Below are 16,635 nucleotides of genomic sequence, written 5' to 3' on the forward strand. Positions count from 1 at the left end.
GCCCGCAGCCATCATGCCACAGGCCAGCATCGACACCGAATTAGCGACATGTGACAGCGAGCCTATACGCACGCCCGGCAGCATTCAGCCGCATGGCTTTTTGCTGGCGCTCTCGCCACAACTCGAGGTGCTGCAGGTCAGCGACAATCTCGCCGATTTCACCGGCATCGCGCCCGAAAAGGCGCTCGGCCGCCCGCTCACGGACGTCATCGGCGCCCGCAGCGCGCAGGCGCTTGAGCACAGCCTGCGCGGCGGCCAGTTGCGCGAGCGTCCCGCCTATATCGCCACCGTAGGCATGGAAGGCGAACCGTTCGACGTGCTGGCCCACGCCTACGACAACTTGCTGGTGCTCGAATTCGAGCGCGCGCGCGGCACCATCGACGCCGGCATCCAGCAGCTCTATCCATTGGTGGGCGATTTCCTCAACAAGATCACCGACGCCGACACCATCGTCGAATTGTGCCAGTTGGCCGCCACCGAGATCCGCGCGCTCACCGGTTTTGGGCGGGTGCTGGTCTACAGCTTCGACGAGGAAGGCCACGGCAACGTGCTGGCCGAATGTATCGGCGAAGGCTACGACGGCTACGTCGGCCAGCGTTTCCCCGCCAGCGACATTCCGCGCCAGGCGCGCGAGCTGTATCTCGCCAACCGCATCCGCCTGATCCAGGACGCCGACTACCAGCCCTCCCGGCTGGTGCCCGACGAAAATCCGCTGACCGGCAAACCCAACGACCTCTCGTTCGCGTCGTTGCGCAGCGTTTCGCCGATCCACCTGCAATACATGCGCAACATGGGCACGATGGCGTCGATGTCGGTGTCGCTGATCGTCAAGGACAAGCTGTGGGGGCTGATTTCCTGCCACCATTCGGAGGCGCGCCACCTCAGTTTCCACCAGCGCAGCGTGTGCGAGCAGTTGGGACAAATCCTGGCGCTGCGCATCCGCAACCGGGCCGACGCCGACCAGCTGCAGTTCCGGCTGGAGGTGCGGCGCGTGATGGTCAACCTGCTGGGCGGGTTGACGCAGGGCGCGGACTTCATCGAAAACCTGCGCAGCGTGCTGCCCGAGCTGCTGCGCTTCGCGCGTGCCGGCGGCGTCGCCATCGTGGTCGACGACCGGTTGATCAGCTACGGCCACACGCCGGACGACGACCAGATCCGCAGCCTGGTGGACTGGCTCAGCGCCAACGTGCACGACGACCTGTTCCACAGCGACCGGCTCGGCACCGTTTATCCGGCAGCGGAGGCCTACACCGCCTCCGCCAGCGGTTTGATGGCGATGCAGATCTCGCGCATCCACCAGCACTACCTGCTGTGGTTCCGTCCCGAGGTGGTGTACTCGATCGACTGGGCCGGCCGCCCGGAAAAAATGGAGAAGTCCCCCGGCATGCTGTCGCCGCGCACCAGCTTCGCCAGCTGGCGCGACGAGGTGCACGGCACTTCCGCGCCGTGGCACGAGGGGGAACTGGAGCTGGCGCTGGAATTCCGCACCGCGCTGCTGGGGATCGCGCTCGAACGCGCCGAGCAGATGGCCGACCTGGCCGAGGAGCTGGGCCGGGCCAACAAGGAGCTGGAGGCGTTTTCGTATTCGGTGTCGCACGACCTGCGCGCGCCGCTGCGCCACATCGTCGGTTTCTCCGACCTGCTGATGGAGACCGCCGGCAGCGACAATCCGGAACGGCGCCAGCGCTTCCTGGTCAACATCAAGGAATCGGCGCGGCTGGCGGGCAAGCTGGTGGACGACCTGCTCAGTTTTTCGCAAATGGGCCGCGCCGCCTTGCGGCCGGTGCGCGTGCGCATGGACGATCTGGTACGCGGCTGCATCGACAAACTGGCCCCGGATACGCCTGCGCGGCGCATCGATTGGCAGGTGTCGCCACTGCCGGTCATCGTCGCCGATCCGTCGTTCCTGCAGCTGGCGTTGTACAATCTACTTTCAAACGCCGTCAAGTTCACCGCGCAGAGCGATCCGGCCGTCATACGCATCACCAGCGAGCAGCTACCCGGGGAAACCGTGTTTCACGTCGCCGACAATGGCGTCGGCTTCAACATGGATTACGCGCACAAGCTGTTTGGTGTTTTCCAGCGGCTGCACCGCATGGAGGACTTCCAGGGTACGGGCATCGGCCTGGCGAATGTACGGCGTATCGTGGAGCGCCATGGGGGCCGCGTTTGGGCGCGGTCGGCGCCTGGAGAAGGAGCGACGTTCTCCTTCGCCATACCGACCAATACCAATACAAATACCGATAAAGTTTGAGGCACGCCTATGTTAAAGCCTATCCTGCTGGTTGAAGACAACCCTCATGATCTGGAGCTGACGCTGATTGCGCTGGAACGCAGCCAATTGGCCAATGAAGTGATCGTCGTGCGCGATGGCGCCGACGCACTCGATTATCTGCACGCGCGCGGCACTTTCGCCAACCGCGAGCAGGGCAACCCCGCTGTGGTGCTGCTGGATCTGAAACTGCCGAAGGTCGACGGCCTGGAAGTGCTGGCCGAAATCCGTGGCAGCGCCACCCTGAAAAGCATCCCGGTGGTGATGTTGACGTCGTCCCGCGAGGAGCAGGACCTGATCCGCAGCTATGAGCTGGGCGTGAACGCCTACGTGGTCAAGCCGGTCGATTTCCAGGAATTTGTGCGGGCTATCGCCGACCTGGGGATTTTCTGGGCGGTGCTCAACGAGCCGCCGCCGGGATCGCACCGCTACGTCAAGCCGCAGTAGCTAGGCCGCGGTAGTCGCCACGCGTTTGCGCAGCAGGTGGCGGATGCGCGAGCTGAGGGTTTCGACGGTATAGGGTTTTTGCAGCAGATTGACCCCCGGCGGCAGTTTGCCATCGTGCGACAACACCCCTTCCGCATAGCCCGACGTGAACAGGATCTGCGTGGTCGGCAGCTTCTCGCGCACCAGTTCACTCAATTCCAGGCTGCTCACGCGGCCAGGCATCATCACGTCCGTGAACAGCAGGTCGATATGGACGCCGCCGTTGATCAGGTGCGTGGCCTGTTCGGCGTCGGCGCTGCTCAACACCTTGTAGCCCAGCGTCGACAGCATGTCGACGGTGGCGGCGCGCACCGCCTCCTCGTCTTCCACCACCAGGATCGTTTCCACGCCGCCGGTCAACGCCGGCAATGACGCGCTGTGCTCGGGTTGCGCCTGCGCCTCGCTGCGGCGCAGGTAGATCTGCACGCAGGTACCGGCGCCCAGCGTGCTTTGCAGGCAGATCTCGCCACCCGACTGTTTGACGAAACCGTAGGCCATGCTCAGTCCCAGTCCCGTGCCCTGGCCGGTTGGCTTGGTGGTGAAGAACGGTTCGAACGCCCGTTGCATGACTTCCGACGACATGCCGGAGCCGGTGTCGGCGATTTCGATCAACACGTAGTCGCCCTGGCCGTCGCCGATCTTGGATAGCTGTTCCGAGCCGGAAGGCAGGTTGCGGGCGCGGATGGTCAAGGTGCCGTCGCCGCCCATGGCGTCGCGCGCGTTGATGGCCAGGTTCAGGATCACGTTATTGAGCTGGCCGACATCGACGTCGGTGTTCCACAAGCGCGTCGCGATATCGGCGATGACCACCGCGCGCGGACCGAGCACGCGGCGCAGCATGTCGTCCATATCTGCCAGCACCGGCGTCAGGTCGACCACCGCGCTTTGCAGCGGCTGGCGGCGCGCGAATGCGAGAAGGTGCGCGGCCAGCCGCGCGCCGCGCTCGACGCCATTGAGCGCGTTCTCGATGCGCGCCATGCCTTGCGGGTTGAGGTCGCCGACCATCTGCAGCAGATGCAGGTTGCCGCTGATGATTTGCAGGACGTTGTTGAAATCGTGGGCGACGCCGCCGGTCAGCTGGCCGATCGCTTCCATTTTCTGCGCCTGGTGCAGGGCGGCCTGGCTGACCCGCAGTTCCTCTTCGCGCTGGCGCAATTCCAGGAAGGCGGCATCGCGCTGCTGGCGCGCCTGGTAGGCGGCGCAGTGGTAGCGGATGCGCGCCTCCAGCTCGCGCGCCTCCGGCCACTTGACCAGATAGTCGTTGGCGCCGAGCGCGAAGGCCTGCGCCTTGATATCGGCATCGTCCTCGGACGACAGCAGGATCACCGGCAGATGCTCGGTGTGCGGATCGGCGCGCAGCATGCGGATCACATCGAAGCCGTCGGCGCCGGGCATGCGCAGGTCGACCAGCAGCACGTTGGCATCGACTTCCTTGCACAACTGGACCGCCAGTTCGGCGCGATTGTCATAGCGCAGCGTGATGCCTTGTTGGCGCGCCATGTGATAGCCGATCAGGTCTTCGGCCATCGCCTCGTCGTCGATGAGCAGGACGGAGCAGTTCTGGGATTGGTTTTGGTTCATAGGCAGTATGCTGATAGTAATTAAATTTTACCTTAGCTCCATTTTTCCAGAAGTCGTGCGCGTCTACTGTGCGCGCGCTAGCATTTCACTGTGTAAAATCTTGTCATCAATAAGAAAGTGGGAAATATCTTGGAAGAAATTTCCGTCAGGGAACGCGATGTGCTGGCCGCCTTGCGGCAGGCCACCGCGCAGCGCCACGCCGAGCTTGACGCCAACACGCCTTTGGCGGCCGGCGACGTCGATCTGCGCGCGTACCACGATCATTTGCGGCTGCTGGAGCAGTGGTTGGCGCCGATCCAGGACTGGATGGAACGCTTCGACGAGGGGCCGAAGCTGCCGCCTTATCTGGATGCGATCAGGCAGGATCTCGCGCATGCGGCATTCGCCGGGATGCCGGCGGCGCCGCACAGCGGGGCTGCGGTGGCCTGGCCCACGCAAAGCGGGGCGGCGTGGCGCTGGGGCGCGTGCTATGTGATCGAAGGCTCGCAGCTGGGCGGGGCGGTTCTGTATAAAAGGCTGGCCGACCGGCTGGCGCCGCATCCGCTCAATTATCTGCGCGGCGCCGGTTCGCCGGGTCCGCGCTGGCAGCAGTTCATCGCGGCGCTGCGCGAACATGTGGCGGACGCGCGGGAAATCGCCGACGCCTGCGACGGCGCCCGGCTGGCCTTCGACAGCCTGATCGCGCTGAACCGCGCGCGATCGGCCAGCGGGTCGATATCGAATTAAAAGCGGGTCAATAGCTGGTCAACGGCACCGGCTGACCACCTTTGAAGGTGAAGATCGTCACCGGCGATTGCTTCATGTCGCCACGCTCGTCAAACGCGTAGGTGCCGGCGATGCCCTTGTACGAACCGGCGCCGATGACCGCCGACACTTTCTGCGGATCGATCGAATTCGCCTTCTGCATCGCCTGCGCGTACATCATGGTCGCATCGTAGTACGACGCCGCATAGACGTCGGCATCCTGCTTGTAGCGCGCCTTGTACCTGGCCTTGAAGGCCGGACCGCTTGAGGCCTTGTCCAGGATCGCGCCACCTTGCGAGCACAGGACGTTGTCGGCCACCGCGTCGCCACCCAGCTTGCCCATCTCGCTGGTGCAGATGGTGTCGCCGCCGAGCAGTTTGGCGGTGATGCCCAGCTGCTTCATCTGTCGCACCATCGGCGCCGCCTGCGGCGCGTAGCCGCCGAAGAAGATCGCTTCGACCTTCTTGTTTTTCAGCTTGGTCAGGATGGCGTTGAAGTCGAACGCCTTGTCGGTGGTGAACTCGTGTCCGGCCACGGTCATTCCGGAGGCTTTCGCCTGCTTCTTGAATTCTTCCGCCACGCCCTGGCCGAAGGCCGTGCGGTCGTCGATCACGGCGACGTTTTTGAACTTGAGTTCATTGGCCGCGTACAGCGCCATCTTGGAGCCGAGCTGGGAGTCGCTGGCGTTGACGCGGAACAGGCCCTTGTAGCCTTGCAGCGTGATCTTCGGATTGGTGGCGATGGTGGCGACCAGCACGCCGGCATCGTTGTAGGCGCGCGAGGCGGGGATCGCGACGCCGGAGTTGTAGGGGCCGACCACGTATTTGACGCCGTTGTCGATCAGCTTTTGCGCGGCGGCGACGCCGGCTTTCGGATCGCCCTGGTCGTCCTCCGACAGCAGTTCGAATTTGAGCTTCTTGCCGGCCACGGTGATCGGCTTGGCGTTGAGCTCCTCCACCGCCAGGCGGGCGCCGTTCTCGTTGTCCTTGCCGGAAAACGCCTGGGCGCCGGACAGCGGGCCGCTATGGCCGATCTTGACCACGGTGTCCTGGGCGTAGGCGCCGGCGGCTGCCAGTAGCGCCGTGGCGGCGGCGATGTGCTTCACGCTGTGCTTCACGCTGTGCTTCAAAGTCATGCGAACTCCCGATGTCGATGGTTATGAAATGCAATCCGTGATTATCGCTAAAAACGAATCGTATTATCGTGTGACTTTGGCACGGGATCGGGAATTATTTGACGCGATCGGCCTTTAAATGCCGGGCGATCGAAATTTAATTCGGTAGGCGGGAGGTGGTCAAATGTGGCGGCGGCGTGATGGCGCGCCGTTGACGCGCCATCCTTGTGCCGATTTCCGCATGCAGCGGGCTGCATGCCGCAGGCCTTACTGGCCAGGGCCGATGCCGCGGGCGCGGGCCGGCGCGCTGACGGCCGAAACGCGCGGAACCGCGCTGACCGCCGATTGCGTGGCGCGCGCATTGGCGCCCAGCAGTGCAGGGTCGGTGATGTTGTATGCGGCGATGGCCGCCGCCAGTGCGGGGTTGCCCTGCAGCGGATTGGTTTGCACCGTGGACGCCTGCACGGCGGCCACTTGGGCGGCGCGGGCCTGTTGCTGTGCATCGGCCGCCGCCGCGTTGGCGGCTGCCAGGTTGCTGGCGGTGGTTTGTGCGGCTGCGGCCTGCTGGGCGGCGATCGCGCCGGCGGCGTTGGCCGCTTCCGGCGACGTTGCCGCAGCCAGCGCGGCGCGTGCCTGCGCCGCCAGGGCGCTGGCTTCGGCGCTCTGCGCCGCCAAGGCGTCGGCGGCGCTTTGCGCAGCCTGCGCCTGCGCCAGTGCCGACGCGGCGGCGGCGTTGGCCGCCGCCAGATTGGTCGCCGCGTTTTGCGCCGCGACAGCCTGCTGCTCGGCGGTCGCGTTGGTGGAATTGGCGGCGGCTGCGGCGGCCGCCGCGTTCTGCGCGGCGTTGGCCTGCGCCGCCGCCTGCGTGCTGGCGGCGCTTGCCGCGCTCAATCCGGATGCGGCCTGCTGCCGCGCCGCCTGTGCGGCCGCCGTGGCCTGCGCGGCGTCGGATGCCGCCTGCGCCGCGCTGCGCTCCGTATTGGCATTGGCCGCTGCCTGGTTCTCTTGCGCCGTATTGGCCGCGGTGACCTGGTTTCGCTCCGCCTGATCGGCCGCTTGCAGCGACTGCGCGGTTTGGCTTTGCTGGGATGGCAGCGCGTCGATGTTGGCTTCCTGCGTGTCGGCTGCCTGCGCGTTGGTTTGCCGCGCGATCGCCTCCCGCGCCTCGGCGTTCTGCGCGGCGATGACTTCGGCGGTGGAGGCCTGCAGCGGATTGACGATCGGCGAATCCGGCGCCGTCGCCCGCGGCGCGAGCGGCTGCTCCAAGTCCGCGCGCTGCGCCGCCAGCCTGTCGGCGGCGGTGTCGGGCAATGGAATCTGCCTGAGCAGATCGAGTTCGGCGCGCGCCAGGTCCAGTCGCGCGTTGGCAACGAGATCTTCCGGCGTCAACGCATTTTGCTGCGCGCTGGCCAGCGCGGGCAGGGCGCCGCTGCCGGCGGCGCTCAACTGCTCCGCAAAGCGCGTCGCCAGCTCGCTGAAGGTGTCGAGCGTGTTTTGCAGCGTATTGGTGGTCGACTGGTTGTCGGTGTTGAAGGAGGCGCGCAGGATCTCGTTGTCGAGCGACAGGCCGGCCGCGGCGTCCGACAACAGCGGCGGCTGCAAGGTGACGCCGATCCGGGACAGGCTCTGCGCCAGGCTTTGGGCGGCGCTCTGCGGTTGATTCGGCTGGTTGGCCTGGTTCAGTTGCCGGGCCGCCTCCGAGCCGAAAGTCTGCCGGTTCAAACTGTCCACCAGATTGTTGAGCAGGGACGGCCCTTGCGGCTGGGCTTGGTTGAAATCCACGCTCGGCAATAAGTTGAAGGCGTTCACTACATTTTGCGTGGCGTCATTTAATGTCGCGGCGCGGGCTGCGGCCTCTTGCGGATCGGCGCCGTTGGCGACCGCCGTCTGCAACTGGGCGATTTGCTCGCGGGACTGCGATACCGTCAGCAAGAAGTTGGCCACCGGCGACAAATCCACCTGGACCGATGCTTGCGCTGGGGCATCAAGTGCGGAACCGACCGGGGCGATCGTCGAGGAGTTGACAGCGTCGACTGACGCGGCAGGGGACACCAGCGGAAAGTTCGCCGGATTCGGCCCGCTCAGCGTGGTGGATGAGATGGGAAACATAGCGCTCTCCTCGAATCGGCTTGACGGTATTTTATCCTAGCATCCGCCTTATTGGCGGGCCCGTCAGTGTGGCAACTCACTTATCGCCGCATCAACCGATAACTTCGCCCGAGGTCGTCTTTTTGTTAGATTGCGCACGGTAGCGTTTGACCAACAAGCCTATCTTGGTTCCTGCAGTGTTGAATACAAACGACCAACAACCGAGAGGAACCATCATGGAAAACAGCATCGATACTAAAATCAACGGTACCACTGGTAATAACACCGGCAACAACGCCGGCAACAGCACCCGCGACGGCGTGACCCAAATTGGCAAGGACCTGCGCGCCGACGCGCACGCCGCCATCGACCGTGTCGCCGACAAGGTTCCACCAACCGCCGACCGTCTGGCCACCCGCGCGCATAACGGCGTCGACAAAGTCGCTGATGGCGTCGAAAGCGTCTCCGGCACCGTGGACAGCGTCTCCGAGCGTCTGGCCGTCCGCAGCAAGCAAGTCACCGAAAGCTACAAGAAGCTGGCCGAATCGGGCCGCAGCCATGTGCGCTCCAGCCCAGCGATCTCGGTGCTGATCGCCGCCGCCGCAGGCTACGGCATCTCCAAGCTGCTTAACTCGCGCAAGTAATCCAGGCTGCCCGACCGGTATCGCTGCTGGTGCGACCGGCGGCCCGTGCGGGCGCCGATCACCAAGGGAAACCCAATGGCAACTAGCAAAAAGACGCCGGCCTCCGTAATGGGGGCTGGCTCCGTATTGAGCACCGTCGCAGGACCATCAACCTCTACGCCCCCGACCAGTTTGGGCGGCGTGCCCCAGGAAGCCGCCTTGCTGGCCAAAGTGGGCGGTACCCAGGCGGTCGCCGAGGGCATGCCCTTCAACGTCAATAAGCCGGGCGAACATGGCGACGCATCGCGCACGCCGCAGCCCGGCCAGACCGTCGCACCTCCGCATCCCATCGCCGGCGCCAGCACCACCGGCGAAACCACCGCTTCGCCCAAAGTCGGCAGCGGCGTGCCGCCGCACAGCGTCAACGCCACCATCGAGCCGCTGGACCGCGTGCGTGTCGATTCCGCCGACCAGCGCCTGACCACCAACCAGGGCGTGCCGGTCGCCGACAACCAGAATTCGCTCAAGGTCGGCCTGCGCGGTCCGACCGCGATGGAAGACTTCATCCTGCGCGAAAAGATCACCCATTTCGACCATGAGCGCATCCCGGAACGTGTGGTGCACGCGCGCGGTTCGGCCGCCCACGGCTACTTCGAAAGCTATGGCGATTTGAGCGCCGTCACGCGCGCCGCGCCGTTCGCCGCCGCAGGCAAACGCACGCCGGTGTTCGTGCGCTTCTCCACCGTCGCCGGCGAGCGCGGTTCGGCCGACACCGTGCGCGATGTGCGCGGTTTCGCCGTCAAGTTCTACACCGACGAAGGCAACTGGGATTTGGTCGGCAATAACATGCCGGTCTTCTTCATCCAGGATGCGATGAAGTTCCCGGACCTGGTCCACGCCGTTAAGCCCGAGCCGCATTTTGCGATGCCGCAGGCGTCCAGCGCGCACGACACCTTCTGGGATTTCGTCACCTTGATGCCGGAATCGACCCACATGCTGCTGTGGCAGATGTCGGACCGCGCCATCCCGCGCAGCTACCGCACCATGCAGGGCTTCGGCGTGCACACCTTCCGCCTGGTGAATGCCGATGGCGTATCGGTGTTCTGCAAATTCCACTGGAATCCGGTGCCGGGCACGCACTCGCTGGTATGGGACGAAGCGGCCAAGATCATCGGTGCGGATCCCGATTACCACCGCCGCGACCTGTGGGAAGCAATTGAAGCCGGCGCCTATCCTGAATGGGAACTGGGCCTGCAGATATTCACCGAGGAACAGGCGGAGCAATTCCCGTTCGACGTGCTCGATTCGACCAAGATCGTGCCGGAGGAACTGGTGCCGGTGCAGATCGTCGGCAAGATGGTCTTGAACCGCAATCCGGACAACTTCTTCGCCGAGACCGAGCAGGTGGCCTTCTGCACCGCGCACATTGTGCCGGGCATCGACTTCACCAACGACCCGCTGCTGCAAGGCCGTATCCACTCGTATCTGGACACGCAGATCAGCCGTCTCGGTGGCGTGAACTTCCACGAGATTCCGATCAACACGCCGGTGGCGCAGGTGCACAACAACCAGCGCGACGGCATGCATCGCCAGGCGATCGCGCGCGGACGCGTGGCCTACGAACCGAACTCGCTGGCCGGCGGCAATCCGTTCCAGGCCGGCATGGCCGGCTTCCAGACCGCCTTCAGCAGCGTGAAGCAGGCGCCGGAGGACAAGGTGCGCGGCAAGCCGGAACTGTTCGCCGACCACTACTCGCAGGCGCGCCTGTTCTGGATCAGCCAGACGCCGTCGGAGCAAACCCACATCGTCAACGCCTTCAGCTTCGAGCTGGGTCGCGTGCAGACGCCTGCGATTCGCGTGCGCCTGCTGTCGATGCTGGCCAACGTCGATCCGGTGCTGGCCGAAGGCGTGGCGCAGGGCCTGGGCCTGGAGGTGCCGGCGCCGATGCCGCTGGCGACCACCGCGCCGCAGCCCCACTATGCACCGTCGCCGGCGCTCTCGCTGCTGGCGCGTCCCGGCGCCGTCGGTGTCCAGGCGCGCAAGGTCGCCATCCTGGCGGCGCATGGCGTCGATGCCGCCGGTGTCAAGGCGATCTACGCCGAGTTGCTGGCCGCCGGCGCGGTGCCGCGACTGGTGGCGCCGCACCTGGGTCAACTGGTCGCCGCCGACGGCAGCGCGCTGGATGTGGAAATCACCATCCAGGGCGGCCCGCCGGTGCTGTACGACGCGGTGATCGTGGCCGACGGCGAAGCCAGTGCCAAGATGTTGATGGGCGATGCCGACGCACTCGATTTCGTGCGCCAGCAGTTCCGCCACTGCAAACCGATTCTGGCCGTGGGCGCGGGCGCCGATTTGCTGCGTAAGGCCGGCGTGCCGGAGAAGCTGGAAGACGGTACGGCCGATCCATCGCTGTGGTGTGTGGCGGCTGGCGGCGTGCTGCCGGCGCTGACGGAGTTCAAGGCCGCCCTGGGCGCGCACCGCAACTTCCAGCGCGAGGTTGACGCGGCTGCGTTGTAACCTGCAGTTGGTTTAGGTCGAAGGGGCGCCGGTCGAAAACCGGCGCCCCTTCCTTTTGGCGGGTCTCCAGAACTTCAACTATGGCGTGCATAGTGATATGCTCATCCCGACAACTTCTCTCCTTTAAAGACCTATAAGAACTGGCATCGATGGACGTGTACGCCCCTCAAGTCTGGCTTCCGCACGAGCGACCGGTACTCCCCGGATCGCCATCGAGTCCTATCCACACGACCGAGCGCCGGTTGGCGTTCTTCGTCATCGGCTTCATCGTCGCCATCACCGGCGGCTTGGGCAACGCGCTGGTGCTGGTCAACCTGCCTTACCTCCAAGGCTCGCTCGGCGTCTACTCGGCCGAGATCCAGTGGCTGCCGGCCGCCTATGTGATGACCAACGTCTCGATGAACCTTCTGCTGGTCAAATTCCGCCAGCAGTATGGCCTGCGGCTGTTCACCGAATTGTTCCTGGTGCTGTACGCGGTCGCCACCGTGGCGCACTTGTTCGTGCACGGGCTGGCGTCGGCCATCGCGGTGCGCGCCGCCCACGGCATGAGCGGCGCCGCGTTGTCCACCCTCGGCCTCTATTACATTCTGCAAGCCTTCCCGGCGCAGTACCGGGTCAAGGCGGTGGTGCTGGGCATCGGCTTCTCACAATTGGCGCTGCCGATGGCGCGCCTGTTCTCGTCGGACCTGATGGAGTTCGGCGAGTGGCGCGGCCTGTACTTCTTCGAGCTGGGACTGGCCCTGGTGTCGCTGGCCGGCGTGTTGTTCCTCAAGCTGCCGCCGGGAGACCGCATCAAGGCCTTCGAGAGAATGGACTTCGTCACCTTCGCGCTGTTCGCGCCGGGCGTGGCGCTGTTGTCCGCGGTGCTGGCGCTGGGCCGCACCGTATGGTGGTTCGAGTCGCGCTGGCTGGGTCTTTGCCTGGCCGGCGCCATCGTGCTGATCTCAGGCGCGCTGCTGATCGAGCATAACCGCGCCCGCCCGCTGATCAACACGCGCTGGCTCAGTACCGCCAACATCGCGCGGCTGGCGTTGTCGGTGCTGTTGATCCGCATCGTGCAGTCCGAGGCCAGCGGCACCGTGGGCTTCCTGCAGGCGCTCGGACTGACCAACGATCAGATGCAAACGCTGTGGATCATCGTCATGATCGGCACCCTGGCCGGCCTGCTGGCGAGCGCGTTGACGATCACGCCGGCGCGCATTCCCGCGCAGTTGATGGTGTCGCTGGTGGTGATGGCGATCGGCGCGTATATGGATTCCAACGCCACCAATCTGACACGTCCGGTCGATATGTATGTCAGCCAGTTCCTGCTCGGCTTCGGCGGCGCCTTGTTCATCGGGCCGACGTTCGTCTCCGGCTTTGGCGCGGTGATCGCGGCGCCGAGTAATCTTGTCAGTTTCTCCGTCATGTTCTCGATCACGCAAACGCTGGGCAGTTTGCTCGGCTCCGCGATCGTCGGCACCTTCCAGGTGGTGCGCGAGAAGTACCACTCCAGCATCCTGGTCGAACATCTGACCCTGCTCGATCCGCAGGTGGCTGCGCGGATTCAAAGCGGCGGCGCTTCGCTTGGCGCGACGCTGGCCGATCCCTCGATACGCAATGCGCAAGGGGTGGCGTCGCTCGGCGCCGCCGCTTCGCGCGAGGCCAACATCCTCGCTTACAACGATGTCTTCCTGATGATTACACTGGTGGCGGTGCTGACGCTCGCGTGGATGCTGGCGCGCCACCTTTGGTCGATCTGTGTGGTGTGCCAACCCAGTCCCGTGCAAAACGCGCAGACCGGCATGGCCAACGTCTCTCTTAACAATTCCGGATCACGCTGAACGACATGGCTACCAATACTCCCGATACTTCCGCTCCTCCTTCCGCCCCGGCCGCACCTGCCCCCGCCGCCGCGCCGCCGCCGGTGGCCGCAGCGCCCGGCCGTCGCGGGCAGATCGTTTCCACCATCGCGTTTTCGCTGGTCGCCCTGATCGGCGTGCTGATCGTGCTGTACGCATGGCGGCTGCCGCCTTTCACCAGCGCCATCGTCTCGACCGAGAATGCGCTGGTGCGCGGGCAGGTCACGCTGATCGGCACGCAGTTGTCCGGCTATGTCGTCGACGTCAAGGTGCAGGACTTCCAGCAAGTGAAGCAGGGCGATTTGCTGGTGCAGATCGACGATCGCATCTACCAGCAGCGCTACGAACAGGCGCAGGCGCAACTGGCGGCGCAGAAGGCGGCGCTGGCCAACTGGGAGCAGTCGCGCAAGACGGCGGCGGCCGGCGTGCTGCTGAACCAGGCCACGCTGGCCAACGCGCAGGCGCAGGCGGCCAAGTCGCAGGCCGACCTTGGCCGCGTCAATTCGCTGGCGGCCGACGGCTCGCTGTCGCTGCGCGAGCAGGACGCGTCGAAGGCGGCCCAGGCGCAGACGGTTGCCGCCGTGGCGCAGGCGCGCGCCAATCTGGATATCGCCAAACAGCAGGTGCAATCCGTGACCGTCAACAAGCTGTCGCTGGAGGCTGCGGTGGCCAACGCGGAGGCCGCGCTCAAGGCGGCCAGGGTGGATCTGGAGAACACCCGCATCATCGCGCCGGAGGACGGCCAGCTGGGGCAGGTCACCGTGCGCAAGGGCGCCTATGTCAACACCGGCGCCAACTTGATGGGATTGGTGCCACGCCAGCTGTGGGTTATCGCCAACCTGAAAGAGACGCAGATGAACAATGTGCAGGTGGGGCAGAGCGCCACCTTCAAGGTCGATGCGCTGGACGGCGCGGTGCTGACCGGGCAGGTGGAGCGGATCTCGCCTGCCACCGGATCGGAATTCAGCGTGCTGCCGGCCGATAACGCGACCGGCAATTTCGTCAAGATCGCCCAACGCATACCGGTGCGGATACGCATCGATCCGGGACAGGCCAAGGCGGTGCGGCTGGCGCCGGGGATGTCGGTGATCGTCAGCATCGACACGGCCGCCGTTCTGGATGACTCGGATGGCAAGCGCGCCACGGCGCGCGCCGGAGCAGGCCGATGAAGTGCCGGACGCGGTTACACAGCCGGCGCGGCGCACTGCGCGTCGTATCCATCGCGGCCATGCTGGCGCTGGCCGGTTGCGCCGCCAGGGTTGGACCGCCACCCGCATCGACGCTGGAGACGCCCGCCGCATGGCGTACCGCGCCCGAAATCGGCGCAGGCCAAAGTGCCGCGCCGGTCGAGCGGCAATGGTGGCAGGCCTTCGGTGATCCGGTGCTGAGCGCATTGGTGACCAAGGCGCTCGAACACAATGGCGACTTGCGCATCGCGCGCGCCAGGGTGGCGCAGTACCGCGCGCTGGTGGGCGTGGCGGAGGCGGGGCAAAAGCCGAACGTCGTCGTGGATACCACGCCGACCCGCGCGCGCCAGTTGGCCTCCAACGGCCAGCCGTATGTCACCAACATCTATCAGGCAGAAATCCAGGCCAGCTACGAAGTGGACCTGTGGGGCCGCCTGGCCGCCGCGACCGACGCCGCCACCGCCACCTATCAATCGGAGCAGGCCAACGCGGACGCGGTGGCCCTGTCCATCGCCGCCACCGTCGCCACCGGATATCTGAACCTGCGCGGGCTGGATGCCCAACTGGCGCTGACCGAGCAGACGCTCAAGCTGCGTGAAGAGTCGCGCGACCTCGCCAAGCGCCAGTTCGATGTCGGCTACAGTTCGCGGCTGGAGTGGCTGCAGGCGCAGGCCGAGTACCAGACCACCGCCGAGCAGGTGCCGCAGTTGAAGCGTTCGATCTTCGAGCAGGAGAATGCGTTGTCCATCCTCACCGGCGGCAATCCGGGGCCGATTCCGCGCGGAGCAGAGCTCGCGCAACTGGCGCCACCGCCGGTGCCCGAGGGGCTGCCGTCCGAACTGCTGCGCCGGCGCCCGGATATCGCGCGGGCGGAATACAATCTGGTCGCCGTCAACGCCAATCTGCGGGCCACGCGCGATCAGTTGCTGCCGTCATTCAAGCTGACGGCCGGTGGCGGCATACAGAGCCTGAAAATGCACGACTTCCTCAATTCGCCGACGGCGCTGTGGCGGCTGACCGGCGCCATCGCCGCGCCGGTGTTCGAGGGCGACCGCGTGCAGTCGCAGACCGACTCGGTGGCGGCGCAGCGCGACCAGCTGACTTTCGCGTATGAGAACGCGGTGCGCACGGCGTTCTCGGAAACCGATAACAGCCTGGGGGCGCTCTATCAGTTGAACGAGCAGGCGGTGCAGAACGACGCGCGCCGCGCCACGGCCGCCGAGACCTTGCGCATCGCGCACAATCGCTATCGCAACGGCTACGCCTCATATCTGGAGGAGCTGGATGCCCAGCGCACCTTGTACAGCGCCGACGTCGGACGGCTGCAATTGCGCACGCGGATACTGGTGGCGTCGGTCGATCTTTATCGCGCGATGGGCGGTGGCTGGGTGGCGCAGCCGTAGTCTTTTGCAAGGGGCTTGTTTGGATATCTTGAAATTAGCTGGTTTGTTCGCCGTGACCGCGCTGGCTGAAATCGTCGGCTGCTATCTGCCATGGCTGGTGCTCAAGCAGGGCAGGACGATGTGGCTGTTGGTGCCGGCGGCGGCCTCGCTGGCGCTTTTCGCGTGGTTGCTGACGTTACATCCGACCGCTGCGGGCCGCACCTATGCGGCGTATGGCGGCATGTATATCGCGGTGGCGTTGTTGTGGCTTCGGTTTGTAGACGGTATTGCGCTAAGCCGCTGGGACTTGGCGGGTGCGGCGCTTGCCTTGTGCGGCATGGCCGTCATCGCGTTTCAACCCGCCACGTCCGGTTGACTATAGAAGGAGATGGAGATGAGAAGATTGGTCTTGCCGGCGTTGGTGCTGGCGTTGCTGTCCGCAAGCGCATGGGCGGATTGCAGCGCGCCCTCGACCCAGTCCGAGATGACGCAGTGCGCCGGGCAGGCTTATTCGGCGGCGGATAAAAAGCTGAACCTCGCCTATAACGAGTATCGCGCCCGGCTGAATGCCGGGCAAAAGAAGAAGCTGACGGAGGCGCAGCTTGCGTGGGTGAAGTTCAGGGATTTGTCGTGCGCATTCGAGAGCTCGGGCGCGGAAGGAGGCAGTGCATATCCGATGGTGCGCAGCACCTGTCTGGCCGCGAAAACCGAGAGCCGCTTGAAGGAGATCAAAGCGCTGCAGGAATGCCGGGAAGGGGATATGAGTTGTCCCGCGCTTAAAGATCGATAGAAGGGGCTTG

13 protein-coding genes are annotated in these 16,635 nt (G+C 65.2%); 10 read left to right on the plus strand and 3 right to left on the minus strand.

Annotated elements, in window-relative coordinates; genetic code table 11:
- The first annotated feature begins 13 nt into the window (after nucleotides 1-13).
- Both NHH73_06975 and NHH73_06980 read left to right on the plus strand, forming a co-directional pair.
- Nucleotides 14-2,254, plus strand: a complete 2,241-nt coding sequence (locus tag NHH73_06975; protein USX28016.1) for an ATP-binding protein — start codon at nucleotides 14-16, stop codon at nucleotides 2,252-2,254.
- A gap of 9 nt (nucleotides 2,255-2,263) precedes the next feature.
- Nucleotides 2,264-2,719, plus strand: a complete 456-nt coding sequence (locus tag NHH73_06980) for a response regulator (GenBank protein USX28017.1) — start codon at nucleotides 2,264-2,266, stop codon at nucleotides 2,717-2,719.
- Here the strand turns inward: NHH73_06980 and NHH73_06985 are convergent, their stop codons facing one another.
- Nucleotides 2,720-4,339, minus strand: a complete 1,620-nt coding sequence (locus NHH73_06985; protein ID USX28018.1) for a response regulator — start codon at nucleotides 4,337-4,339, stop codon at nucleotides 2,720-2,722.
- Nucleotides 4,340-4,468: 129 nt separating this feature from the next.
- On the opposite strand from NHH73_06985, the gene NHH73_06990 reads away from it, so the two are divergent.
- Nucleotides 4,469-5,065: a biliverdin-producing heme oxygenase gene (locus tag NHH73_06990; GenBank protein USX28019.1), complete on the plus strand. Its 597-nt coding sequence runs from the start codon at nucleotides 4,469-4,471 to the stop codon at nucleotides 5,063-5,065.
- Nucleotides 5,066-5,072: 7 nt separating this feature from the next.
- On the opposite strand, the gene NHH73_06995 is transcribed toward NHH73_06990, so the two are convergent.
- On the minus strand, nucleotides 5,073-6,218 hold the full coding sequence (locus tag NHH73_06995; protein USX28020.1) for a branched-chain amino acid ABC transporter substrate-binding protein: 1,146 nt from the start codon (nucleotides 6,216-6,218) through the stop codon (nucleotides 5,073-5,075).
- A gap of 246 nt (nucleotides 6,219-6,464) precedes the next feature.
- The gene (locus NHH73_07000; GenBank protein USX28021.1) at nucleotides 6,465-8,306 is read right to left on the minus strand and encodes a hypothetical protein; all 1,842 of its coding nucleotides are present in this window, start codon (nucleotides 8,304-8,306) and stop codon (nucleotides 6,465-6,467) included.
- Between the two features lie 215 nt (nucleotides 8,307-8,521).
- On the opposite strand from NHH73_07000, the gene NHH73_07005 reads away from it, so the two are divergent.
- From NHH73_07005 to NHH73_07035, 7 genes are all read left to right on the plus strand, one after another.
- Nucleotides 8,522-8,929 (plus strand): hypothetical protein, encoded by a 408-nt coding sequence (locus NHH73_07005; protein USX28022.1) that lies wholly within the window; start codon nucleotides 8,522-8,524, stop codon nucleotides 8,927-8,929.
- Between the two features lie 75 nt (nucleotides 8,930-9,004).
- Entirely contained in the window at nucleotides 9,005-11,425 is a 2,421-nt protein-coding gene (locus NHH73_07010) for a catalase (GenBank protein ID USX28023.1), read from the plus strand.
- 242 nt (nucleotides 11,426-11,667) lie between these two features.
- Nucleotides 11,668-13,248, plus strand: coding sequence for an MFS transporter (locus tag NHH73_07015; GenBank protein ID USX28024.1), 1,581 nt, complete (start codon nucleotides 11,668-11,670; stop codon nucleotides 13,246-13,248).
- A gap of 5 nt (nucleotides 13,249-13,253) precedes the next feature.
- On the plus strand, nucleotides 13,254-14,435 hold the full coding sequence (locus NHH73_07020) for an HlyD family secretion protein (GenBank protein ID USX28025.1): 1,182 nt from the start codon (nucleotides 13,254-13,256) through the stop codon (nucleotides 14,433-14,435).
- Complete coding sequence (locus NHH73_07025; protein ID USX28026.1) at nucleotides 14,432-15,856, plus strand: efflux transporter outer membrane subunit; 1,425 nt, start codon at nucleotides 14,432-14,434, stop codon at nucleotides 15,854-15,856. Before NHH73_07020 ends, NHH73_07025 begins: the two co-directional genes overlap by 4 nt.
- 19 nt (nucleotides 15,857-15,875) lie before the next feature.
- Complete coding sequence (locus tag NHH73_07030) at nucleotides 15,876-16,211, plus strand: YnfA family protein (GenBank protein USX28027.1); 336 nt, start codon at nucleotides 15,876-15,878, stop codon at nucleotides 16,209-16,211.
- Between the two features lie 18 nt (nucleotides 16,212-16,229).
- Nucleotides 16,230-16,625 carry a lysozyme inhibitor LprI family protein gene (locus NHH73_07035; protein USX28028.1) on the plus strand — a complete coding sequence of 132 codons (396 nt, stop codon included), beginning with the start codon at nucleotides 16,230-16,232 and terminating at the stop codon, nucleotides 16,623-16,625.
- The last annotated feature ends 10 nt before the right edge of the window (nucleotides 16,626-16,635 follow it).

The sequence above is a fragment of the Oxalobacteraceae bacterium OTU3CINTB1 genome (genome assembly GCA_024123955.1).
In the GTDB taxonomy this organism is placed as follows: domain Bacteria; phylum Pseudomonadota; class Gammaproteobacteria; order Burkholderiales; family Burkholderiaceae_D; genus Rugamonas.